Genomic DNA, 23,739 nt, shown 5'->3' with positions numbered 1-23,739 from the left:
TGTGCTGTCGAGGGTTTGCTGATTTCTCTGATTGTTCGATACCTAGTGAGTAGATGATACTTTTTATCAATCCACTCTTTTGCCATTTTGTCAATGCGTAAGTCCTATAGTTTTCTCACTAAAACGACGTAAATAAATAAAGATTTTTGGTTGGAACTTTAGTCCCAGAAAAGACTTTAGCTTCTTACTAAAAAATCAGCTGCTATTGCTTTACATTACTCAATATATTGTTTTACATTACTTAATAAATGTTGATTTAATCTCAAAGGCTTACTGATATCTATAGTTGATTAACTTTCAAACCAAAGAAATACAAGGATTCCCAAAGATAGGGGGAATAATTAACATTAAGAATTATTAATTAATGCGTTGTTTGTCTAGTAAATTTGCGTGAATTCATGTAAATTTTATGAGACAGGCGCAAGTCTAAAAAACGTCTGATTAATCTGCACAAATCCAAAGCAATCATAAAAAAATGACCACAACCTTACAACAGCGTAGTAGCGCTAACGTATGGGAACGGTTCTGCACATGGATCACCAGCACCGAAAACCGCATTTATGTTGGTTGGTTCGGCGTGTTGATGATTCCTACCCTGCTAGCCGCTACCGTCTGCTTCATCATCGCTTTCGTTGCTGCACCTCCAGTAGATATCGATGGTATCCGTGAACCAGTAGCAGGTTCATTGATCTACGGAAACAACATCATCTCTGGTGCAGTTGTTCCTTCCTCCAACGCTATTGGTTTGCACTTCTACCCCATCTGGGAAGCAGCTTCCTTAGATGAGTGGTTATACAACGGTGGCCCTTACCAATTGGTAGTTTTCCACTTCTTGATCGGATGCGCTTGCTACCTCGGTCGTCAGTGGGAATTGTCTTACCGCTTAGGTATGCGTCCTTGGATCTGCGTAGCTTACTCTGCACCTTTGGCATCTGCTACAGCAGTATTCTTGATCTACCCCATTGGTCAAGGTTCTTTCTCCGACGGTATGCCCTTGGGTATCTCCGGCACCTTCAACTTCATGATTGTGTTCCAAGCAGAACACAACATCTTGATGCACCCCTTCCATATGTTGGGTGTAGCTGGTGTATTCGGTGGTTCCTTGTTCTCTGCAATGCACGGTTCTTTGGTAACCTCCTCCTTGGTTCGTGAAACAACCGAAATCGAATCTCAGAACTACGGTTACAAATTCGGTCAAGAAGAAGAAACCTACAACATCGTTGCAGCACACGGCTACTTCGGTCGTTTGATCTTCCAATACGCGTCCTTCAACAACAGCCGTCAATTGCACTTCTTCCTAGCTGCATGGCCTGTAATCGGTATTTGGTTTACCGCGTTGGGCGTAAGCACAATGGCGTTCAACTTGAACGGTTTCAACTTCAACCAATCCATCATCGACTCACAAGGTCGTGTCATCAATACCTGGGCTGACATCATCAACCGCGCTAACTTGGGTATGGAAGTAATGCACGAGCGTAACGCTCACAACTTCCCCCTAGACTTGGCTGCTGGTGAAGTTGCTCCTGTTGCTTTAACCGCTCCTGCTATCAACGGTTAATCTTCAGTTTTAGTTAATTAAAAAAGCGCTCTTCCATGCAAATTGGAAGGGCGCTTTTTGCGTGGCTAATTGTTCGATAGTTTACATATAGCTGGGGACTAGGAACTGGGGACTGGTGACTGGGTGAAAAGTCTTGTTGTGTCTAGGTTGTATTATCTATTGATGTCCTAACACTACTGGCAAATATTTTCAATAATCAAATCGAAGTTCTTTAGATATAAAAAATCCCATCCTACCATTGCGGCCTTTTGCCACAGCCAACAAGCAGGAAGGGAGCAATAGAAATACAACAGGAACTTAATTATTTATTTCTGTGATGAGGACGCTGGATTACCACCTTGTCGGGGAAAAGGTGCATCAACAAAACCTAACTCAAACAACTGTTGATAAGCTTTCTTCCCTAAATCTCGCGTTGGGTTTTGACTTCTAATAATTTGCACCAATAAGGGTACAGCCAATTCTGCCTGGTTTTGAGCGCGATGTACCAATGCTAACTGATAGGTTGCTTCATCTCGCTTTTGAGCTGTTAATAAAGCTCTTTGACGTTGAGAATCAGAAACTCTATTGTCAATTCCCGAAAAACTAGAGTTTAAATCTTGATAAAAATTTGATAACTGATTGTATACCTGTCGAGCTTCTTGGAGTTTTTTGGCAGCTAAAGTATAGTTTTGAGCAGCAACCGCTTGTTCTGCTTCTTTCATTAAACGTTCTCCACCTTCGATGCTCAATAAGCTGTTATTTTGAGCTGTAGGACGCAAGTTATTTGGACTATTGGGGTCAATAGGCTGTGGGTTTTGAGCATTCACAGGTGCAAGCAGACCAAGGACTGCTATTACCGAGAGGGAAGTCAAACGAATTACAGAAGCAGGTTCCGCGAAGTTCATGGGATCAATTTGTGCAACAACTATTAAGAAACAGATCAATATAGAGAAACTTCGGGTATCTTAACTCTGTTTGCGTTTTTAACAAAGCGAAGCTAAGTACTGAGTCTCTTTGATTTAGACAGAAAATCGGTTTAATTGAGTTCCCCTAGCCCGTGCATTAACCATAATCGCTACTATGAACGATACCTACGGTAGTCAACGCAATAACCCTTCTGATTTTTCAACCACAGGTGCAAGCAACTTGGGATTAGTTCTGCAAAGGGGTGGTGAAGAATTGATACTAGAAAAGGCCTTAGACCGCTTCACCATCCGTTTTGTCACCGATTTTCCTATGCAACAATTATCTCAGGTTAGTTGGGGTATTTGGCATAGCAGTATTACCCAAGCTCAATTAGAACTATACCAGGTTGCGCCCAACCAAATAGAAGAGGCGATCGCTCAAGCCCGCGCTGACCAAAATGTCACTTTTGCTAGTCATGCTTACACCGTTAAGGATAATCCTGGGACATTTGTTTATCTCAGTGACCAAATTACAATTCAATTTGCGCCTAAGTTAGATGCTGTCAAAATTACCCTCATAGCCTCTCAATTCAACCTAGTTCAAGACAAGCCAATTCCCGGTTTACCAAATGCGTTTGTATTTTTGGTTAGCAAACAAGCTACAGAAAATCCCGTCAAAATTGCTAATCAATTACAAAGCATCCCCGAAGTTTTGGCGGCTGAACCGAATGTGTTAATACAAACGGAAACCCACTATAAACCCAGTGACAACCTTTATCCCCAGCAATGGTATCTCAATCACAACGGTGGTCATGAATTGGTTGCCAGTTCCCACATCGCTGTAGAACAGGCTTGGGACATGACACGCGGTGTCCGTTCTGTTGTGGTGGCTGTGGTGGATGACTCCTTTGATTTAAATCACCCAGATTTTCAAGGTAGCGGTAAGATTGTAGCCCCTAGAGATTTAAGAGAAAATGACTTTTTACCCTTACCAGGGGGAAAAGAAAAGAGTCATGGTACTGCTTGTGCTGGCATAGCCTTAGCGGAAGAAACAGGTACAGGAATTGTCGGGGTTGCTCCTGGTTGTGCATTAATGCCTATCCGTACCACAGGCTTTTTAGATGACGAATCCATTGAGCAGATATTCAACTGGGCTATAGAAAAAGGAGCCAGTGTTATTTCTTGCAGTTGGGGAGCTTCGGCGGTGTATTTCCCCTTATCATTGCGTCAAAAAGCTGCTATTACCAGGGCTGCTACTCGTGGACGTAATGGTAAAGGTTGCGTAGTCCTATTCGCGGCTGGTAACGCCAACCGTCCAGTTAGTGGCGCTATTTATGAACAAGATTGGCCAGATAATGTTCTACAAGGTGTGACAGATTGGTTAAATGGTTTTGGCGTACATCCTGATGTGATGACGATCGCTGCATCTACCAGTATGAGCAGAAAAGCTGCCTACAGTAATTGGGGACTGAATATTTCTCTATGTGCGCCTAGTAACAATGCCTCACCGGGAATGTCTTTTCCAGAAAAAGGTTTTTTGTATACACAACCAAGCATTAAAACTAACTTGAGTGGGTTAGGAATGCTCACGACCGATATAGTAGGAGCCGCAGGTTATGACCCTGGTAACTTCACTAGTAACTTTGGTGGTACTTCCAGCGCCACACCTGTAGTTGCGGGGGTAGCAGCCCTAGTTTTATCAGTTAATCCCGATTTGACAGCCCAACAAGTCAAACGAATTTTAGAAACAACGGCAGATAAAATCGTAGACCCTGACCCCGACCCCCAACTGGGGTTAAGTGAAGGTAAATATGATGAAAATGGTTATTCTCAGTGGTTCGGTTATGGCAAGGTTAATGCTGCTAGGGCCGTGCAAGTTGCATTTCAACAACGAACCACGCCATCAGATGCTAGTAAACAAGTCAAATTGAGCAATTCTAATCGATTAGAGATTCCCGATAATAATATACAAGGGATTAAAAGCGCGATCGCTGTTTCTGATGCCAGCAGCGTTAAAGATATTCAAGTCGCCGTTAATTTAACTCATGATTTTTTAGGGGATATAGAAATTTATTTAATCGCCCCCAATAATCAGCAAGTGCTATTGCAAAATCGTACCTTAGGAAATCGCACTGATTTACAAATAACTTATGGAGTGCGATCGCATCCTATCCTGAAACAGTTACTCTCACAATCAGCCACAGGCAATTGGCAGTTATGGATAATTGACTACTCACCCCAAGATGTGGGCAGACTCAACAGTTGGGAATTAACATTAGGGATTTAGTTAATAGTCAACAGTCAATAGTTCTCTTCTGCCGCCTGTTGCTCCCCCTCGGACATTCGGCCGCTCATTCGAGTCGCTGACGCTCACTATGGGAGAATTGCTAACTTCTGCAACATCATGATGACTGAAGGCTAGTTCTGAATCACTTAAGTTTTGTAAATCCCTAGTTAAATCTTCTGTCAGGCGTTTAGCGTTTTGCTTCACCTTACCATTGGTGTAATCTTGGACATTAATTGCCGAACCAATGTGAATGTTCACATCTGTACCCCAACAAGGATAAGGCTGACTGTAATTAATGCTAATGGGCAATATTTTCACCCCCAAACCTGGGTGACTAGATTCCGCGCTTAAAGCTAGACGGGAAATTCCTGACTTGAGCGGATGCAATTTACCATCCCGAAAAATATTGCCCTCTGGATAAATGACTAACATTTGTCCTTGTTGGAGTAATTCCACCGCGTGGCGCAGAGTAGAAACAGCAGGATGTTGAGTATCTATAGGAAAGCCACCCATGCGCCGCACAAACCAGCCTTGCAACCCTCGACATTCAGTCTTAGTCACCATGAATTTTAAATCTCGACCGGTAACGTAACGCCCAGTTGCGTAAGGTAAGAGCAAGGAATCCCACCTAGCTCGATGAGTTGGAGCCAAAATCACAGGGCCTATCTTGGGAATATTTTCTTGTCCAGTAATGGAAATGCGCCCAAAAAATGACGGTAGTAAGAGATAATTACCAACAAAATACAATACAGGACTCAACCAAGGAGAAACCTTGGAAGTAGTCACAGCTACCTGAGGAGGGACGAGCGTATTTGTTGGTTGTGCTTGGCGAGTATCAGACACAGAGAAAAATTCGATCATGTTGGTAGCTGCGAATTGTCCGGTAAAAGTGGGGTGTGATATTAACGTAGTTCCACCGTAGATTTTCTTCCGTGACTTGTGTCATAGCAGCTGGACAGTTTTACGTCTGTCCGTTACTTGCTTTGCAACCGCCGATTTATAAACCAGCTTTGCAAATGCTGACGACAGGCTGATTCTAGAATACCTCCGATAACTTGTAAGCGGTGATTAGAAGCCGCACTGTCAGGGATATTTAAAACAGTCCGAATCGCGCCAGTTTTGGTATCGTCCACCCCATAGACAAGCTTTCCTAACCGCGCCTGGACAATAGCGCCAGCACACATTGGACAAGGTTCTAGGGTGACGTACAAAGTACATTCATGTAGTCGCCAAGTTTGTAAAATCTTAGTAGCCGCCCTCAATGCCACAATTTCCGCGTGTGCGGTTGGGTCTTGGTCTCGCTCCTTACGATTTTCTCCTTCCGCTATCAAATTACCGCTAGCATCAGTAATTACCGCGCCAACGGGAATTTCACCCGCATCTCCTGCCACCTTTGCTAGTTCTAGGGCATGACTCATCCATTGGCGGTATATGAGATATTCGGGGTAGTCAACTCCTGTGGGCAATGCAAAATTCACAATTAAGTAATTGTATTTTCAGTACTGAATTTATGCTGGCTGTACTAGTAAGGGATCAAGTTCACCTTTTGTATCTAACTCATAAAGATCGTCACAACCGCCGATGTGTTGGTTATTGATGAAAATTTGCGGTACTGTGCGACGGCCGTTGGCACGTTCTGCCATATTAGCTCTGGCCGCTTCGTCGCCATCAATTTTGTATTCTGTAAATTGTACGCCTTTCCACCACAGTAACAATTTGGCACGAATGCAGTAGGGGCAGGTTTGCCAAGTATATATCTCTACGTTGGCTTTAATTTTTGCTGGAGAACGTCCGAAAAGTTGATTAAATAAGTTCAACATAAATTTTATTTTATAGATTTGTGTCCAAAATATTTTGGATTTTGAATTGTTACTTTGTTGTAGTCGGCTTACCTGTAATTGTAAATGCTGCCCAATAATAAGGATGAGAATATAGATTTTTATCAGCAGGCATTTTGCTAATTCTATACAAATGTGTTGCTAAATAAGCTCTGAGCTTTAACTCTTGTGGGTCTAGGTTGTTGAGTAAGTCTTCATACCACTGGGTTAATTCCGATGCAGTTAATTCTCTAAGCCAACTTGTAGCTTCTGCTAAAGCTGTACTTGCTGATTGTACTAACTGTAATCGGCGGTAAAACTCAATGATGACTAAAGCGCTGGCTGATGATTCTACAGTCCAGAGAGTGCTGACGACTTGGGAAACACCTTTGTAGAAAAACGCACTCACTAAATCTACATATTCACTGGTAGTTACTTGGTGAGTGTTGATTGCAGTTTCGCAAGTGGAGAGAGTTACTAAGTTATAAGTTGATAAATTTGTTTCGCAGATTTCTGTCAAGGTAAATTTATCTTCACCTGCTAGGGCTAATTCTGATCTTTGAGGATCTGTTAAACTATTAATTGCCTGACCTGCGAAATGCAACACACTATAATTGCTAAAGAAGGCATCTTCAAAATTATTTTTAGTAGCGTCTACACCTTGGAGCCGTTGACGATTGTTAAACATCTGGCTAACAACTTCGGCTTCTAAGTTAGCAAATCTCAAGGTCTGATAAGCTGTACTATCAGGATATTCAACACTCAATAATGTTTGATTGACAAACTGGCCAATATTGGCATTTTTGGCTGATAGAGCTATTTGAATATTTGGCAGATAGGCGATATCTGCATTTGATATTGCTTCCGAGGAGTTAGACATTTGAAACAAGCAATGAAGAGGAACTCTAAATAAATCACGGTGGGGAACTAAAATTAGTTGAGTAATATCTTCAAGTTCTTGTTGAATGGTGTCAATTTCTAGAATTTCTTTTAGCTGCAATAGCTTGTATTCCATTTCCAACCGCCAAGGATGATTACTTTTGCTTTGTTGGTCTTGGGCTTGTTGATGATAATCTTGATAGTTTTGCTGCCAATCTTCTAACCAATTTTCAAAGGCAATTAGTCGCCTCATAGCTTCGGGTAGAGGTAAATCTTGCAGAGGTGTGGCGTTAATTGCCCCTAAATCTTGGACTGGTGTGAAAACAAGAATTGGTGACGGGGCTTGGTCTTTGACAATAAAGGTGTGTAAGGCGACTGGGCTAATATGCCAGTAAATAATTGCGGTATGGGGATTAAGTAATTGTTGAACTGCACGATAATTTAGTGGTTGAATATCTGCGTTCCAGCCGCATAACAACCAAGTTAAACAAGCATTTTTTCCCTGTTCTGCTATTTCCCAAGCTTCTACCAAATCACCATATTCTACAGCTACATCAACGGCTAATTGTCCGAATCCCGCAAATTTGAGTGCCAGTTGTTTTTTAATTTCTGCGGTGCGAGTCGGTTCACTCAGTAATTGTTGTAATAACCTTGAGCCGCGTTGCTGAAATTCTTGGGCTTGTGTTGTTTGTCCCAGTCCTAACAATGCTTTCACAAGAGATTGGAGAACTTCTAAATGTAACTGAGGAAAACCTGCACTTGTGAGGGTTAATAGGGCTTGATTGTACTCGGTTACAGCTTTGCGCCAATAATTACGGGATGTAGAATATTTTTTACCTTGCTCATAATAAGTATTAGCGATCGCCAAATGTAATCTTCCCCAACCTTCTGGGTGGGTGTCTGGGCGAATATGTTTTAAACCTTCCTGATAACTAGCTAATTTACCTTCATAACCAGCTTGCTTTAAGGCAGAATTAATCGCAGCTATGGTAGTTAATAAATTTAGTGATGTTTCCGTCTCATTTAAATTACCAATAGCTGTCCCACGACCAATCCAAGCTTCCCAATAGTCCAGCTTGATTTGTAAAGCATTGTCATAACAAACGATCGCTTCTAAAAATCGTTCTAAATAAAATAGTGCTACAGCTTGGTTATACCAGGCGAGGTGAAAATCTGGCTTAATTTCTATCGCTTGCTTATAAGATGCGATCGCTTCTTCACGACGGCCTAAATTTTCTAAAGCTACACCCCGGTTATACCAAGCTAAGTAAAAATCTGCCTGAATTGATAAAGCTTGATCCCAAGAGGCGATCGCTGCCGACCATTGTTTTAAATTAAATAGAACTACACCCCGGTCAATCCACACCTCATGGAAGTCTGGTTGAATCTCTAAGGCTTTGTCGTAGGAATCGATTGCCGCTTCGTATTGTTCATCTACACCTAAAGCAATACCTCGGTAATACCAATTTTCTTGGTCTTCTGGTGATAAAAGCAGGGCTTCGTCGTAACTAGCAATAGCTTCCCCAATTTGCCCCAACTTCAATTCTGCCCAACCCTTACTAGACCAAGCCCCCGGCATATCAGGCTGAATACTAATCGCTTGTTTGAGTGAGGCCACTGCTTCTTCATACAGTCCTAACTGACCCAAAGTCCCGCCCCGATTATACCAAGCCTTGTAGTAATCCGGTTTAATTTCAATAGCTTGGTCATAGGAGGCGATCGCTTCCACAAACCGTTCTAAATGGAATAATGTTAAACCGCGATTAAACCAGTATTCATAGGAATTGGGGTTTAATTGGATGGCTTGCTCATAGGTAGCGATCGCCCCTAACAAATCACCAGTCTTAGCTAACTGCAACCCTTGATAAAATAATTCTTGTGCCTTGACAAAAGCATTGGAGTATTCATTGATAATAGCTGACGGTTGGTTGGCCTGTCCTATCAAATTAGCCGCCAATTGCTGGACTAAATTAGTACTTTGATCCAACCGCACCATTAACTCATCCAAAGTGTAAGCAACATTGGGGTCTAAATTGACTAAAGACTGATCCCAATCACTTTGGGTGGATACTATGGCTGCTGAGTTTTGTTCTCGATAATCTAATACCAATTCACTTAAGTTACTGATGACATCTTCTTGTGCCGGCATTAGTAAAGCTGGTGCTGTAAATTCAGCTTGCTGATATTCCCAACTTAGTTCTTGTAAGTTCTCTACTGTGGTGACATCAACTACATCAGTTGGAGCTATTGGCTCTTGCCAGCCAAGTTCTGGTGGATTTTCGATGATGTTGTCATCCATTAATTTAGTGGGAGATATGTGATATTCCCAACTCAGTTCCTGCAAATTTTCGATTGTATCCTCATTAACTGAGCCAGTGGGGACTGCGTTATATTCCCAACTCAGTTCTTGCAAGCTTGTGATTGTATCTTCATCAAGTGTCTGGTGAGTAGCTGTTTCTGGTTCAGTGGACTCCCATAATAAATCTCCGAGATCGCGGATTAATTCCTGTCCCGGCGAATCTGGGAGATGATCGCTAGTTTGGTGAACTGTAGTTGATGATACTTCTGTCTCCTCATTCACTTCATTTATTTCTATAAATTCCCTATCTAGTAAACGGATGCCAATATCATAAGAAAGCTCTCCTACCTTGCCAATCCCCAGTTCACCCAAAGTCACCATTTGTCTACCTAAATGATGATTTGGTGCAGGTGACATCAGTAATTTTTCCCCAAACACCAGCAGCCAATCTATCCAGCGCTCAACACTAATGCGGTCTTCCATCCGGTGCAAATACTTCATTGCCCACTGCTGCCCCCGCCCTTGATTCACACCTTGCAGCAACTGATTAAACAACAGTTCTAAATCCGCATTAGTTAGCTCAGGTGGTTCTTCTGCCACCTGTTCCTTGACACCCTTGAAATAATCAGTTTGTGGATCATCAACAGGGTGCTTGTCAAAAGTTTTAAGCCACTGAAATAGCCGAGTGAGCATTTGCCATACTCTTAAATTTTATTTACCCTAGATTGTAGCGATCGCTGTGTTGAACAACTCATGATAATTCATGATTTACGTGAAATCCACTAAAATTAATAGAGTTTTTCATATTTATGTGTAGTAAACTTGCTGTAAGAACCTATGCCAACGCCTAGCCTCTTTCTACAAAAGGCTTATAGCCTCACATCTGCATCCCCGAAGCGTTGCTGATATTAAAACATCTTGTTACTACTGACAAATAACTTAACTAGATCAATAAAAGTACAGCTATTAAAATAGCACTGAGAACGAAAGCTAATATCAGGGCATATTCCAATCTACGACTGAAAAATCCCACAGCAGCGATAACAATAATTGCTAAACCGAAAATAGCAAAGTACTGTTCTTTTTGTAGACCCCTGGCAATCAGAGGGTCTTTATCTGGTGGCGGCGTTTCCTGAATCGTTTGAGGTGCGAGTTCTGACGCTGGTACTTCCTGTAGCAATAAATTCATAAGATTATTCCTCAGACGATTTATAGCTTTTGACTGTTGATATACTGGAAAGCCTTTCTTTGTAAGGGTTTCATCTTAGCTTGATGTCCTGATCGATCTGGCTACGGCTATACGTCAATAAATATTTTTTAGCCCGCCACCAGTAATAGAGAAGGAAACAACAAACTATAAGTCAATGCGCGCTAAAAAAGCATAACTACTAATAAGGGCTGTTAACTGTTAACTGTTAACTGTTAACTGTCAACAGCCCTCACGATAGATTGTGCAACTTAAAAACAGAATAGCTTGGCTCGGTTATATACAGTAATTATTCTGTAGTCTGTTGACTGGCAGCATAATATTGATTCATTAGTGCTTCTACAATAACCTGGGGATCATCTGTTTCAATCGCTAGCTGTTCTGCAATCTGTTGGCGTAAGTTTTCATCCTCTTGCAGCATCTCAAATAACTGTTCAAGAGTAACCGTTTGATATTCTCCTTCTGGGTTTTCCTCGGTTGCAGAAATGCTTTCCTCTGGGTATAATACATCAGTACTATCACTATCTGGGCCATCATATTCCCAAATCGGTTCGCCTTGATTGCGGCTTAACACCTGCATCCCTATATCGTAGGCGACATCTCCCAGTTCCCCCACGCCCAATTCTCCTAGTTGGACTAATCGAGATGCTAATTCATTATTTGGTGAGGAGGATGCTAGTAATTTTTCGCCAAAACGCCTTAACCACTCTACCCATTGTGCAGTTGTCACACGATGCTCAATATTTTGCAGCCACTTTACAGCCCAAGCCTCTCCCCGCGCCTGATGCACTCCTTCGAGAAGTTCGGTGAACAGAAATTCTAAATCTGTGTCACTGAGGGGTGGAGCCGGTGCTTTTGTTACGTTAGGACTAGTTTTTACCGCAGTCTGTTTCCTACCCCCGCCAAACAAGCCTTGAAAAAAGCTTTTAAGCCATTGGACTAGCCGCCTGAGCATTTGCTGTACCATTTACTATTGTGTCCCCTAAGATTGTAGCCGCCTAAAGCGGGCGCAAAGCGCACTGTTGCCTTAGCCAAGTAAATATATGTAAGTGAATTTCACAGTCTCTTCTAGGGTATGTCACAGCTCACAATATGAGTGGCAAAGTTTAAAATGGTTTAACTTCATTCAAGATTCAAAATGGTCAGACTCTTTAGGGGCAAAAATTCTCATGATTGGGTGTAAGTAAATTTAAAGCACAACAACTTAGCAAATCAACCCTAGAAGGTATTGACTTTTTTCACCCATGTCTTACGTACCCCTGCACCACAAGTATCGTCCAAAGAATTTTGCTGAACTGGTGGGGCAAGAGGCGATCGCTACCACGCTCACAAATGCTATCCGTACGGCTAAAATAGCCCCGGCCTATTTATTTACTGGCCCCAGAGGTACAGGTAAAACTTCCAGCGCCCGGATTCTGGCTAAATCCCTCAACTGTCTCAACAGTGACAAGCCCACAGCCGAACCCTGTGGCGTTTGTGATGTTTGTCAGGGAATCACCAAAGGCTACTCCCTCGACGTAATCGAAATTGATGCCGCCAGTAACACTGGTGTAGATAACATCCGCGAATTAATTGAAAAAGCCCAATTCGCCCCCGTGCAGTGTCGGTATAAAGTTTATGTAATCGATGAATGTCATATGCTCAGTAGTGCGGCATTCAATGCGCTACTGAAAACATTAGAAGAACCACCTAAGCACGTAGTTTTTGTTTTAGCGACAACCGACCCCCAACGAGTGTTACCCACGATTATTTCTCGTTGTCAAAGATTTGATTTTCGGCGCATTCAACTAGAGGCGATGGTGAAGCACTTAAGTGCGATCGCCTCAAAAGAAAATATTAATATTTCCCTAGAAGCAGTTACCTTAGTAGCTCAGTTATCCCAAGGTGGATTACGAGATGCGGAAAGTTTACTCGACCAATTAGCCTTATTACCCAACGAAGTCACACCAGAGCAAGTATGGGATTTAGTCGGCTCAGTCAGCGAACAAGATTTGTTAGCTTTATTGGCAGCGATCGCCCAAGATAACCCAGAATTCGTATTAGACTCTACCAGACAAATCTTAGATCGTGGTCGAGAACCCTTAACCATCCTGCAAAACCTAGCCGCCTTCTACCGCGATTTACTCATAGCCAAAACCGCACCCAATCGTCATAATTTAGTTGCTTGTACTCAGCAGACGTGGAAAGCACTAGTTGAATCCGCCCAATCTTTGCCCATAAGTACCATCTTGCTAGGGCAGAAACATTTACAAGAAGCAGAACTACAAATTAAACACACCACTCAACCACGTTTATGGTTGGAGGTGACATTACTAGGATTATTACCCAGCGCTAATATTCAACCCGCAGCAATAGCCCTCGCATCAACCAACCATCGCCTATCACCAACACCACAGCAAGTTGCCCCAAAAGCACCCCCACAAAACCCATCTCCACAACCCCCTCCTCCACCCCCACCAGCCTCCACCCACCAAGAAACCCCGGACACATCCCCATCTATCCCATCCCCCACCCTGGAGGAAGTTCAAGTTACATCTTCCCCTGCTCCCCAGTCCCCAATCCCCAGTCTCTCAGAAGATAACTTTGCTCAAATTTGGCAGCAGGTACTCAATAATATTCAACAAATCCCCAGACGCGCCTTACTGGGTCAAATGTGTTACCTCATCGATTTTGCAGGTGCTGTGGCTCGTATTGGTGTCAAAGCTGCGTGGTATGACAAAGTTAAGTCAGACTTACCTATGATTACGGTGGCTTTCCAACAGACTTTTAATCGTGAAATTCAGGTAACTTTAGAAAGAGGCAACCCATCAAACGCTACTACAGTCAGGAAAGTAGCACCAGCCAACGGTAATGGTAACAGCAACGGTAACGGTCATAACGGTACTGCCACCGTACAACAGCCACCCTCCCCAACTTACAATAACCAAAAGCCAACTACACCTCCCCCACAACCTACCGCAATCGCCCCAACTCCAAAAACTACACCAATAGCCCCAAGTACGGGAGGAGCAAAAACACCACCCCCAAAAGAGAACCAAGCACCTCTACCTGAGTGGGAAACCGATGAAGTGGCGATCGCTGCCCAACGTCTGGCAAAATTCTTTGATGGGCAAATCATCCGATTTACCGATGATGGCGAAGGATTATCAGAAATGGCTACATCTGAATGGGTAGAGGAATCAGATTTAGACGATGAATAAGGCAGGGGGAATAGTTAATGTACAGACTTTGTATACAACGTCTCTAGGACTTACGTTCCGGTGCATTGGGATTGTTATGCTCGACCTTGATCTGCAACAATTACCCTCTGGGAGCATACATTATGACTAAAACACCTAGTAACACAATTCCACCACCCAACAAGTCAAATTTATCAGGTCTAATACGATCAACTAACCAGCCCCACAGGACAGATAACGCAACAAAAACACCGCCGTATGCTGCATAAGCACGCCCGAAATGAGTAGGTTGTAGAGTTGGAACCGCGCCATATAGACCAAGTATCACAACCCCAATCAAAGCTAACCAGATACTCTTTCCTTCCCGAAGTGTCAGCCAAACTAAATAACCACCCCCAATCTCACAAAGCCCTGCTAAGACGAAAAATAGCATTGACTGAATCACTGTTGTTTCTCTTAATAATCAGCCTTAATATTCTCCCCTGATTGATGTGCTTCTTCATCAAAACAGAGGTGCGATTCGTTCAGCCAGAACTGGGGAACTCCTTGGGAAATGAAAAAAAATGCAAAATCCAAACTAATTTTTGAATTTTGCATTTTGAATTTTGAATTTCTCGTAGGGACTATTCCCCACTTCCTGTATGGACGGTTTTTACCCACTTCAAGCGCTTGGGTCGGAATGACATCCGCGCCGTGGTGCTGCTCATGACTACTAACCAGTGCAGCATATATAAAGTGCCGCGCATTGTTTGTAGTAACAAGACAAAGGGGGTATGAACTTGAAACTTTTGTTCTTGTCGTATGCGCCGTAAACCAGCAAACATTCCGACGACGGACATAGTTACAGACAAGCCTGTTACCGGGCCTAGCATTGGCGGACGATGGCGGACAACAGCCATTAATAAATCGGGAATTGCTGCTGTCGGTAGGATATACATCGTCAGCATGAACATCAACATATCCCAAGTTTTCCGCGTACCCATGCGGTTTTTGAGAATCAAATCCCAATAGTCCAAATAGCGCTGATAGCCGCCTTCCGCCCAGCGATTGCGCTGATGCCAAAGAGCGATCGCCGTTGTTACGCCTTCTTCCTGTACGGCTGGATAGAATAAGCATTCAATATCCCATTTGTCAAGATGCAGGCGGAAAGTCAGATCCAAATCATCAGTGATTGTTTCTTCATTCCAACCGCCACAGCTGTCCAAGGCTTGGCGGCGCACAAATTGACCGTTCCCCCGCAGTTCACCGATTCCTCCCAGGGCTGTACGCTGTTGCTGGAACCAAATATCCAGCGACATTTCCGCCATTTGTCCCTTTGTCCAAAAATTTTCTTTGGCGTTGGCGATCGCTTTTCGCACCTGCACCGCCCCCACCTTTTCCCGTTGAAACAAAGGTACTACATGGAGTAGCATATCTGACGCTACTTGAGCATCAGCATCAAACACGGCGATGATTTCACCCTGAGTTAATGGTAAAACCTGATTTAATGCCCCTGATTTACCACCAGTAGCTTGGGCTGAACGTCTGAGGACTTTTAGTTTGTCGTACTCTTTTGCCAGTTCTGCTAAGATATGGGGCGTTTTATCGCTACTATTATCATCAATTATCCAAACTTCGTATTGCCCGTTGGGATATTCCAGATTACAAAGATTTTTCGCTAATTTAGCAATGACAGCTTCCTCATTTTTCGCCGCTACCAATATAGATACAAAAGGTAAACTACCTTGCATCTCTTTTTGATAGTGGCGGGGTCGAGCAAAAACTACTCCTAAAGCATGAATACCTAAAACGGTAGTCAACCCTAGTATAAAAATAGAACCCCAGGAAACCAAATGTAGAGCGATCGTGCCACTCCAGACGATTGTTAAAACTAGAGCAGCTTTCCCTCTACGTCCTTGAAACCGGGATGGTAGAGACAAATCCCGTGTTTCCACTACTGATTCCTCTGTTGTTGATAGGTCAGACAACAAGGAATTGAGTGGATCAAGCTCTTTGTAGGAATCGTTGTCGGGCCAGGAATTCGCTGGCATAAGTTACTTGATCCAAAAAAAGCTAATGCTGCCCTATTTTAACCGAGATTTTAATATTTCTTAGCAGTAACTTCTGTTATCACTATCATTCTTGGGTTGGTAGTTGGTCAGTATATCCTTATCCCCGGCTTGTGCCTTTTCCATAACCATAAGATAACGATAGACTGGGAAAATCACACACCTTATCTACCTAAGCCGTAATGGTTTCCACCTTTCCCAATCCCGCATCTGTTGACTTATCCCGTGTGCGGCTAGCAATCCGTTCATTGCAACCCCAGTTGGTTGAATGGCGACGACGACTGCATCAAAAACCAGAGCTAGCTTTTCAAGAAAAAATCACGGCTGCGTTTGTCTCAAGTAAGTTACAAGCATGGGGAATTGAGCATCAAACAAGTATTGCTCAAACTGGAATAGTGGCTACCATTAAAGGCGAAAAACCCAGTGCTAAAGTCTTGGCAATTCGGGCAGATATGGATGCTTTGCCAATCCAAGAACTCAACGAAGTACCTTATTGCTCACAGCATAATGGTGTGATGCACGCCTGTGGACATGACGGACATACAGCGATCGCCCTGGGAACAGCTTATTATTTACAACAGCATCGTCAAGATTTTGCTGGGACTGTAAAAGTCATCTTCCAGCCGGCAGAGGAGGGGCCAGGGGGAGCAAAACCCATGATTGAGGCTGGGGTGCTGAAAAACCCCGATGTTGATGCCATTATCGGGTTGCACCTATGGAATAACTTACCTTTGGGAACAGTAGGTGTCCGCAGTGGGGCATTGATGGCGGCGGTAGAATTATTCGACTGCAAGATTTTCGGCAAAGGTGGACATGGTGCAATACCCCATCAAACGGTAGATTCTGTAGTAGTTGCTGCCCAAATTGTCACTGCTTTACAAACCATTGTCTCGCGCAATGTCAACCCCATCGATTCCGCCGTGGTCACAGTAGGCGCACTCCATGCAGGGACAACCCATAACGTCATTGCTGATACAGCCACCATGAAAGGAACTGTCAGGTATTTTAACCCTGCTTTCCAAGGCTTTTTTCCACAAAGAATCGAGCAAGTTATTGCTGGTATCTGTCAAAGTCATGGCGCAAAATATGACTTTAAATATACTGGATTATATCCCCCAGTCATTAATGATCAGGCGATCGCCCAATTAGTGCGTTCTGTAGCAGAAGAAGTGATCGAAACTCCTATTGGTATCGTGCCAGAATGTCAAACTATGGGCGGCGAAGATATGTCTTTTTTCCTACAAGAAGTTCCTGGTTGTTATTTCTTCCTTGGTTCTGCTAACCCAGACAAAGATTTAGCCTATCCCCATCATCACCCCCGCTTCGATTTTGACGAAACCGCCTTAGCAATGGGTGTAGAGATATTTGTCCGGTGTGTGGAGAAATTTTTTAATGAATAAAAATAAGCAACAAGCCGGAGTTTCAACTCGCTTGCTGCTCATCATCAAAAATTATTCTTTTATAGCGGTAGCCAGATAGATTAGGACATCAAGCTAAAAGCTAAGATAAAACCCTCACAACACAAGGTTTTCAAACCTGTCAACCGTCAACCGTCAACCGTCAACAGCTATAACTCTGTCAAACTTATTTGTTTTTGCGCCGGGAACGTACCTTGAACATACCAAATGCGCCCAAAGCCATAATCGCAGTTTTGGCTGAAGGTTCTGGTACTCGTCTTGTTGTGAAATTATCCTTACCAAAATCCACAACAATCATTACATCGTTATAATCTTTGTCCCCACCATTAAATAAATCTTCAAAACCCATCATTAAATAATCATCGACTTTCCAAGCCATTATGTGTTGTAAGCCATCTGGGTTGAGCGATGAATTTGCACCATAAATATGCCCATCGGGGTTATTATACCCATCTCCCTTGAGCAAAAAGTTGAGTTGTGTACCACCTCTGATTGTACCCAAGTCTACAAAGTCACCAATATCTAGAACACCATCGGAATTACCTGAGGCACATCTATTTCGCGTACTTAGACAAGAAACGTCTTCAAAAATCATTCCACTGCTGTACTGATTACCCTTAACAGCTTCATAAGCCAATTGGTTTCTGTAGCCAGCACCTTCGTTGATAAACCAAACTCGCACATTGTGAGTATTTTTTAAATACAACTCTGAAAAGTCTAGTTTTTGGGCTTGAATTTGTTCTGCGGGAATTTCTACGCCTTCTCGTTGTACTAATGCTTGAAACTGGGGAAGCAAAGACTGAAAATTTTGGTCTTGTGATCTATCTTGAAGGGTGTTTCTTTTTAATGTACTCCAATCATTAGCTTTTTTAGCCGCTTCCTGTGCTTGTTGGGAAATCGTAGCAGCATTATCAGCTTCTGACTTAGCCTGATCTCTCAAGGCTTGAGCATCTCTAACCATGTTGTTAGCGTTCTCGATGGTTAATCCAGTTTCTTCTCTGACTTGATTTCTAGTTTGTTCAGCCGTGTTGCGTCTCTCACTCGCGTTGTTGAAATTGGTAGTTGCTGTATTAAAAGTATTATTTGCTGTATTGAAGTTATTAGTAGCTGTATTCAACTCATTTCCAGTTCTACTAAAGTTGCTGTTAGCTGCGTTGAAGTCATTTGTAGCTGTACTGAATCTAGTATTAGCTTGAGTAAGTTCAGTGTTGGCTGTACTCAAGTTGTTGGTTGCGGTGTTAAATGCAGTATTGGCTATATTAAAGCTAGTAGTTGCGTTGTTAAATGCAGTATTAGCTATATTAAAGCTAGTAGTTGCGTTGTTAAATGCAGTATTAGCTGTATTAAAGCTAGCAGTTGCGTTGTTGAATGCAGTATTAGCTGTATTAAAGCTAGTAGTTGCATTGTTAAATGCAGTATTAGCTGTATTAAAGCTAGCAGTTGCGTTGTTGAATGCAGTATTGGCTGCACTTAATCTATTATTAGCTTCATTTAGAGCGTTAATAGCATTTTGAATGGCTGTTTGTGAATTTCCTCTTCGAGCTTGAGTTAGATTTCTAGTAGCAGTATCAACATCTGTTTGAGCATTATTGCGATTAGTAGTTGCGGTATTTAATGCGGTTTGAGCATTATTGCGATTAGTAGTTGCGGTATTTAATGTGATTTGAGCATTATTGCGATTAGTAGTTGCGGTATTTAGTGCGTTTTGAGCATTATTGCGATTATTAGTTGCGGTATTTAGTGCGTTTTGAGCATTATTACGATTATTAGTTGCGGTATTTAGTGCGTTTTGAGCATTATTACGATTATTGGTTGCGGTGTTTAATGCTGTTTGAGCATTATTGCGATTATTGGTTGCGGTATTTAATGCTGTTTGAGCATTATTGCGATTATTGGTTGCGGTATTTAATGCTGTTTGAGCATTATTGCGATTATTGGTTGCGGTATTTAATGCTGTTTGAGCATTATTGCGATTATTGGTTGCGGTATTTAGTGCATTTTGAGCTGTTTGGAAAATTGCGTCTACCTGGTTAAAATCTTGTTCGGCTCTATTAAGGCGACTATTCGCGTCGCTTTTTGCTCTGTTTGTGGATCGTATAATACCACTGAAATCATCCTCTGCTTTTTTGAGTGCATCAGCAGTCTCTTTAGCTTTTATTATAGCTTCAGAAGCCTCTTTAATAGCTATTTGAGTGGGTTTTGCTGCGGCAGAAGTTGTGGTTTGAGTGGTAGCGGTTGCTGGTTGTATCGAGGCAAATGTACCAGTTAACGCAGCAGTGGTAATTAATCCTAGAACAGCCTTTTGAGTTACAAGATTCATGATTTATCAGCCTAAGGTACAGATATTTTTGTTAGGTGAACAAAATAATTAATCTCTGAGGTTAGAAGTATTATTAGGTTCAAAAATGTTTAACTCAATCAAGTTGTAACTTAAGCCCTGTCTGGTTAGCTAGGTTTTGCAGATAGTTTTGTTGACTCTTTAATAATCTAGTCTTTGATTGGCAAAATATCTTTGATTTAGCAGATAGTGGTAATTTTTAGACGCAATAAAAACCAAAAATCTCGTAATAACACACAGTATTATGTGAGATTCATAGAACTATTTATATATTGGTAAGTGTTTCTAAGAGCAAATTAGGCTGGGTAAGAATTAAGCTGTTTAATTGCTGGACGTAGTTCTACTATGAGATTCATACTTAATTGTTGAAATGTACGTAGGGGTTCACTGCGTTTTTACGCTTTTCACAGCAGTTACGCAAGTGGAACTGGGTATTGCCCACCCTACAGATATTTAGATTTTTTCTGATGGTTAAATCTGATTACTATATCAATCCCTAGAGAAGAATATTTATGAGGGATGAATAAATGATATGTTTACTGACGCAGAGTAGGCTATATCTCAGTTTATTCTTTACTAATTCTTGGTATTTATGCCTTGAATGATGATTTTCTATAAAAATTAATATTACTTGTGAGATTTTATTAAAGAATTTTTGGTGGTACGCTATACATATACAGTATCTTCGTATTATATCTAGTTCAATCAATAGTCACTATAGAGAAAATTACTGAATAAATATAATTAAATTGACCCGCAATTTATTATATTTATTCAGCAACTGATTGTAGTTGATTGAATTAGGTGCTAGAAAAAGTCTACTCTTTGTTAAACGGCCTGAATCCACTCTTTCACATCATATTCAGTCCAAATATTATGTTGCCAGTAGGGGTCATTTTCAATTAACTGGCGTACTGTGGCTTCATCTTCCGCCTCGTAAATACCAAAGACTTTTGTCACATCTTTGGTTGGGCCAATAGTAATCAGCACACCAGCTTCTTTTTGTTTTGCGAGTCCGTCCAAGTGTGCTTGACGGTAAGGCGTGCGTTTTTCGAGAACGTCTTCGCAGTAGGTTCCCCAAACAATGTATTTTGGCATAGTGATTCAATTCAAAATTCACAATTAATCATAAGTGATGAGTTGACGCATCACTCATCACTTATGTTTAGTTAACTGCGGAGGTTTACACCGAATTTCTCTACCAAAGCTTCCCGGACTTTGTTGTGTACTGGTTCAACCTCGTTATCTGTGAGGGTACGATCGCTTGCCCGGTAGACTATTCTAAATGCTAAACTCCGTTGACCTTGGGGTACGTTCTCACCGCGATATTCATCAAACAGTTCTACCGACTCCAGTAAACCTTTACCGGCCTTGTTAATGGCTTTTTCGATTTCCGAGACGGAGATTTTTACAGGTGCAAAAAAGGCAATATCGCGATCGCTTGCGGGATATGTGGAGTAAGGTTTGAATGTAGGTACAAGAATTTCATCTTTATCTAAAGCATCCAACAACACATCCAAATCTAGTTGGAACACGTAGACTGATTCTGGTAAGTCTTTGTCACGCCGTAGTTGGGGGTGGAGTTGTCCAAAAATACCTAATCTATTACCACCAATCCATAATGAGGCGGTGCGTCCTGGGTGTAAACGTTCGTCACGACAATCAGGCTGATATTCTACCAGGATGCCGAGTTGCTGAAATACGCTTTCTAGAATGCCCTTGGCTTCAAACCAAGTCAGAGGTTGGTCTTTACTACCTTTTGACCATTTGCCCAGGCTTGTATCTCCTCCTATGATGCCAGCGATCGCATCTTTTTCTTGTAACCCATCTTCTTCTTGCCAGAAAATCCGCCCAATTTCAAAACCGTTCAGGGAACCATTCCCTTGTTCTAGGTTGTATTGGAAAGCGTCAATTAAGCCAGCGAGTAAATCAGTTCGCAAGGCTGAATATTCAACAAATAAGGGATTACTCAAGACTATTTGCCTATCTTCCCCTGGTTTCACTAAGGAGTAATGAATTAATTCTGTTAAACCTTCCGCCCGCAGCGCAGCGCGTAACTTGCGTACCAGTTCTTGATCTACAGGTAAATAACCAGCTTCTGCTTTGTCTGGTAAGGTATCACAGAAATTATCATAACCGTAGAGACGGGCAACTTCCTCAATTAAATCAATCTCCCGTTCTAAATCGCGGTAACGATAGGAGGGGACAGAAACATTCCAAATCCCTTCTCCGGCTGGGGTTAACTGACATCCCAATGCAGTCAAGGTACGTTCTACATCTTTGGCTTCCAGTTCTCCAGTTTCTCCCACGTTGATGGGGCCGAGTACTTCATTCACCCGGTCTAAACGTAGTGCGATCGAACGACTCCAAGTAGTAGGATCGGGACGAGTATCAGCAATTTCCTGATGGATAATCACACCACCAGCCAATTCATTAATCAAAGATAAAGCACGGCGATTAGCTATTTCTAACTCTGCCCGATTTACGCCCCGCTCGTATCTACCAGAAGCTTCGCTGCGTAACCCCACACTACGAGAAGAACGACGAATCGCCACAGAATCAAATAATGCTGCTTCTAAAATTAGGCTTTGTGTACCCTCGTGGACTTCGGTTTCTTCACCACCCATAACTCCCGCTAAAGCCACTGGTTGATCATTAGCTGTAATTAATAAATTTTGTGTTGTCAGATTGCGAGTTTGCCCATCCAGGGTTTTTAGTGTTTCCCCCTGATTGGCAAAGCGCACACCAATAGTTAAGTTATCAGCATTGGCAACAGCCTTTAATCGCTCTTGGTCAAAGGCGTGTAATGGTTGTCCCCATTCCAACAACACATAATTAGTAATATCTACTACATTACTAATCGGTCGTACCCCAGCCGAACGCAAACGCTGTTGTAACCATTCAGGGGATGAAGCAATTTTTACCTGTTCAATGACTGTGCCAATATAAGCGGGACAAGCTTGGGTATCGGCAATCTTTAAACCTAACTTCCCCACACTCTCAGATACAGATACTTCCCCAGGTTTCGGGATGCTCAATTTTGCATCAGTCAACGCAGCCACTTCTCGCGCTATACCCACCATACTTAAGGCATCTGCACGATTAGCCGTAGCGGTGACATCTAAAATCACATCATCCAAACCCAACAATGGACGCACGTCACTACCCAAGGGTAAGTTTTCTTGGGGGAAAATATAAATACCGTCTACCTCACTGGGTAAACCGAGTTCTTTCAAAGAACAAATCATCCCTTGGGAGGGAACACCACGCAATTTTGCGGGTTTAATTTTCAAATCAATGTTAGGTAAATAAGCGCCTACAGTTGCCACAGGCACATAAATATCGGCTCGGACATTAGGTGCGCCACAGACAATATTTAAAGTTTCCGATGCACCGACATCTACTTGGCAAACGCTCAACTTATCAGCGTTGGGGTGGGGTTGACGCTCAAGCACTCTCCCCACAACAACGCCATTTGCCCAAGTGCGGCGGTCTTCAATATCTTCGACTTCAAACCCAGCCATTGTGAGAATATGGGCTAATTCTTCTGGGCTAAGTTTTATCTCTACTAGTTCCCGCAGCCAGTTCAAAGAAATACGCATTGGAGTGTGCTTGTTTGAGGAATCGTCTTTTGCTCTAATTTTAGGTTGCCTAATTGTGAACGAGTCACATCTCTAGGCATACCTGAACAATCCTACTACGTCCCTTAACTTTGGAGAAACAGAGGGGAGTCAGAAGATATAAGGGACAGCTAGCAGATAGCAGGTATGGGTTTGCCAAAAATTACCTCAAGCCAACATCCTTGACAGGCGAACATCCAATTAC

17 protein-coding genes are annotated in these 23,739 nt (G+C 42.5%); 4 read left to right on the top strand and 13 right to left on the bottom strand.

Going from position 1 to position 23,739, the window contains the following annotated elements; translation table 11 throughout:
- Positions 1 to 475: 475 nt before the first annotated feature.
- A complete protein-coding gene (gene psbA / locus H6G14_RS21490) occupies positions 476 to 1,558 on the top strand; it encodes a photosystem II q(b) protein (protein WP_190569429.1) in 1,083 nt (360 codons plus the stop codon).
- A gap of 305 nt (positions 1,559 to 1,863) precedes the next feature.
- On the opposite strand, the gene H6G14_RS21485 is transcribed toward psbA, so the two are convergent.
- A complete protein-coding gene (locus tag H6G14_RS21485; RefSeq protein WP_190569427.1) occupies positions 1,864 to 2,442 on the bottom strand; it encodes a hypothetical protein in 579 nt (192 codons plus the stop codon).
- A gap of 175 nt (positions 2,443 to 2,617) precedes the next feature.
- Between H6G14_RS21485 and H6G14_RS21480 the strand changes: the two genes are divergently transcribed.
- Positions 2,618 to 4,729 (top strand): S8 family serine peptidase, encoded by a 2,112-nt coding sequence (locus tag H6G14_RS21480; protein WP_190569426.1) that lies wholly within the window; start codon positions 2,618 to 2,620, stop codon positions 4,727 to 4,729.
- Here the strand turns inward: H6G14_RS21480 and H6G14_RS21475 are convergent, their stop codons facing one another.
- From H6G14_RS21475 to H6G14_RS21450, 6 genes are all read right to left on the bottom strand, one after another.
- The gene (locus H6G14_RS21475; RefSeq protein WP_190569424.1) at positions 4,730 to 5,590 is read right to left on the bottom strand and encodes a lysophospholipid acyltransferase family protein; all 861 of its coding nucleotides are present in this window, start codon (positions 5,588 to 5,590) and stop codon (positions 4,730 to 4,732) included.
- Positions 5,591 to 5,703: 113 nt separating this feature from the next.
- A complete protein-coding gene (tadA, locus tag H6G14_RS21470) occupies positions 5,704 to 6,147 on the bottom strand; it encodes a tRNA adenosine(34) deaminase TadA (RefSeq protein WP_190569439.1) in 444 nt (147 codons plus the stop codon).
- Positions 6,148 to 6,237: 90 nt separating this feature from the next.
- Positions 6,238 to 6,549 (bottom strand): glutaredoxin 3, encoded by a 312-nt coding sequence (gene grxC / locus H6G14_RS21465; RefSeq protein ID WP_190569422.1) that lies wholly within the window; start codon positions 6,547 to 6,549, stop codon positions 6,238 to 6,240.
- 49 nt (positions 6,550 to 6,598) lie between these two features.
- On the bottom strand, positions 6,599 to 10,417 hold the full coding sequence (locus H6G14_RS21460) for a CHAT domain-containing protein (protein WP_190569420.1): 3,819 nt from the start codon (positions 10,415 to 10,417) through the stop codon (positions 6,599 to 6,601).
- A 250-nt stretch (positions 10,418 to 10,667) separates the two neighbouring features.
- Positions 10,668 to 10,913, bottom strand: a complete 246-nt coding sequence (locus H6G14_RS21455) for a hypothetical protein (RefSeq protein ID WP_190569418.1) — start codon at positions 10,911 to 10,913, stop codon at positions 10,668 to 10,670.
- 307 nt (positions 10,914 to 11,220) lie between these two features.
- Positions 11,221 to 11,898, bottom strand: coding sequence for a hypothetical protein (locus H6G14_RS21450; RefSeq protein WP_190569416.1), 678 nt, complete (start codon positions 11,896 to 11,898; stop codon positions 11,221 to 11,223).
- Positions 11,899 to 12,175: 277 nt separating this feature from the next.
- Here H6G14_RS21450 and H6G14_RS21445 point away from each other — a divergent pair, with 277 nt between their 5' ends.
- Positions 12,176 to 14,131 carry a DNA polymerase III subunit gamma/tau gene (locus tag H6G14_RS21445; RefSeq protein ID WP_190569413.1) on the top strand — a complete coding sequence of 652 codons (1,956 nt, stop codon included), beginning with the start codon at positions 12,176 to 12,178 and terminating at the stop codon, positions 14,129 to 14,131.
- 100 nt (positions 14,132 to 14,231) lie between these two features.
- On the opposite strand, the gene H6G14_RS21440 is transcribed toward H6G14_RS21445, so the two are convergent.
- From H6G14_RS21440 to H6G14_RS21430, 3 genes are read right to left on the bottom strand one after another with little or no spacing between them, the layout of a single operon-like run.
- On the bottom strand, positions 14,232 to 14,555 hold the full coding sequence (locus H6G14_RS21440; protein WP_338421210.1) for a YnfA family protein: 324 nt from the start codon (positions 14,553 to 14,555) through the stop codon (positions 14,232 to 14,234).
- 11 nt (positions 14,556 to 14,566) lie between these two features.
- A complete protein-coding gene (locus H6G14_RS21435) occupies positions 14,567 to 14,707 on the bottom strand; it encodes a hypothetical protein (RefSeq protein ID WP_190569411.1) in 141 nt (46 codons plus the stop codon).
- A 26-nt stretch (positions 14,708 to 14,733) separates the two neighbouring features.
- Complete coding sequence (locus H6G14_RS21430; protein WP_190569409.1) at positions 14,734 to 16,140, bottom strand: glycosyltransferase family 2 protein; 1,407 nt, start codon at positions 16,138 to 16,140, stop codon at positions 14,734 to 14,736.
- Between the two features lie 200 nt (positions 16,141 to 16,340).
- Between H6G14_RS21430 and H6G14_RS21425 the strand changes: the two genes are divergently transcribed.
- On the top strand, positions 16,341 to 17,558 hold the full coding sequence (locus tag H6G14_RS21425) for a M20 family metallopeptidase (RefSeq protein WP_190569408.1): 1,218 nt from the start codon (positions 16,341 to 16,343) through the stop codon (positions 17,556 to 17,558).
- Between the two features lie 184 nt (positions 17,559 to 17,742).
- On the opposite strand, the gene H6G14_RS21420 is transcribed toward H6G14_RS21425, so the two are convergent.
- From H6G14_RS21420 to pheT, 3 genes are all read right to left on the bottom strand, one after another.
- Positions 17,743 to 19,896 carry a DUF4114 domain-containing protein gene (locus H6G14_RS21420; RefSeq protein WP_190569406.1) on the bottom strand — a complete coding sequence of 718 codons (2,154 nt, stop codon included), beginning with the start codon at positions 19,894 to 19,896 and terminating at the stop codon, positions 17,743 to 17,745.
- Positions 19,897 to 20,742: 846 nt separating this feature from the next.
- Positions 20,743 to 21,012 carry a YciI family protein gene (locus tag H6G14_RS21415; protein WP_190569404.1) on the bottom strand — a complete coding sequence of 90 codons (270 nt, stop codon included), beginning with the start codon at positions 21,010 to 21,012 and terminating at the stop codon, positions 20,743 to 20,745.
- Between the two features lie 71 nt (positions 21,013 to 21,083).
- Complete coding sequence (pheT, locus tag H6G14_RS21410) at positions 21,084 to 23,516, bottom strand: phenylalanine--tRNA ligase subunit beta (protein ID WP_190569403.1); 2,433 nt, start codon at positions 23,514 to 23,516, stop codon at positions 21,084 to 21,086.
- Positions 23,517 to 23,739 lie beyond the last annotated feature (223 nt).

Origin of the sequence: Nostoc parmelioides FACHB-3921 (assembly GCF_014696625.1) — a bacterium.
GTDB classification, from domain to species: domain Bacteria; phylum Cyanobacteriota; class Cyanobacteriia; order Cyanobacteriales; family Nostocaceae; genus Trichormus; species Trichormus parmelioides.
This window is presented reverse-complemented; position numbering and strand designations above follow the sequence as displayed.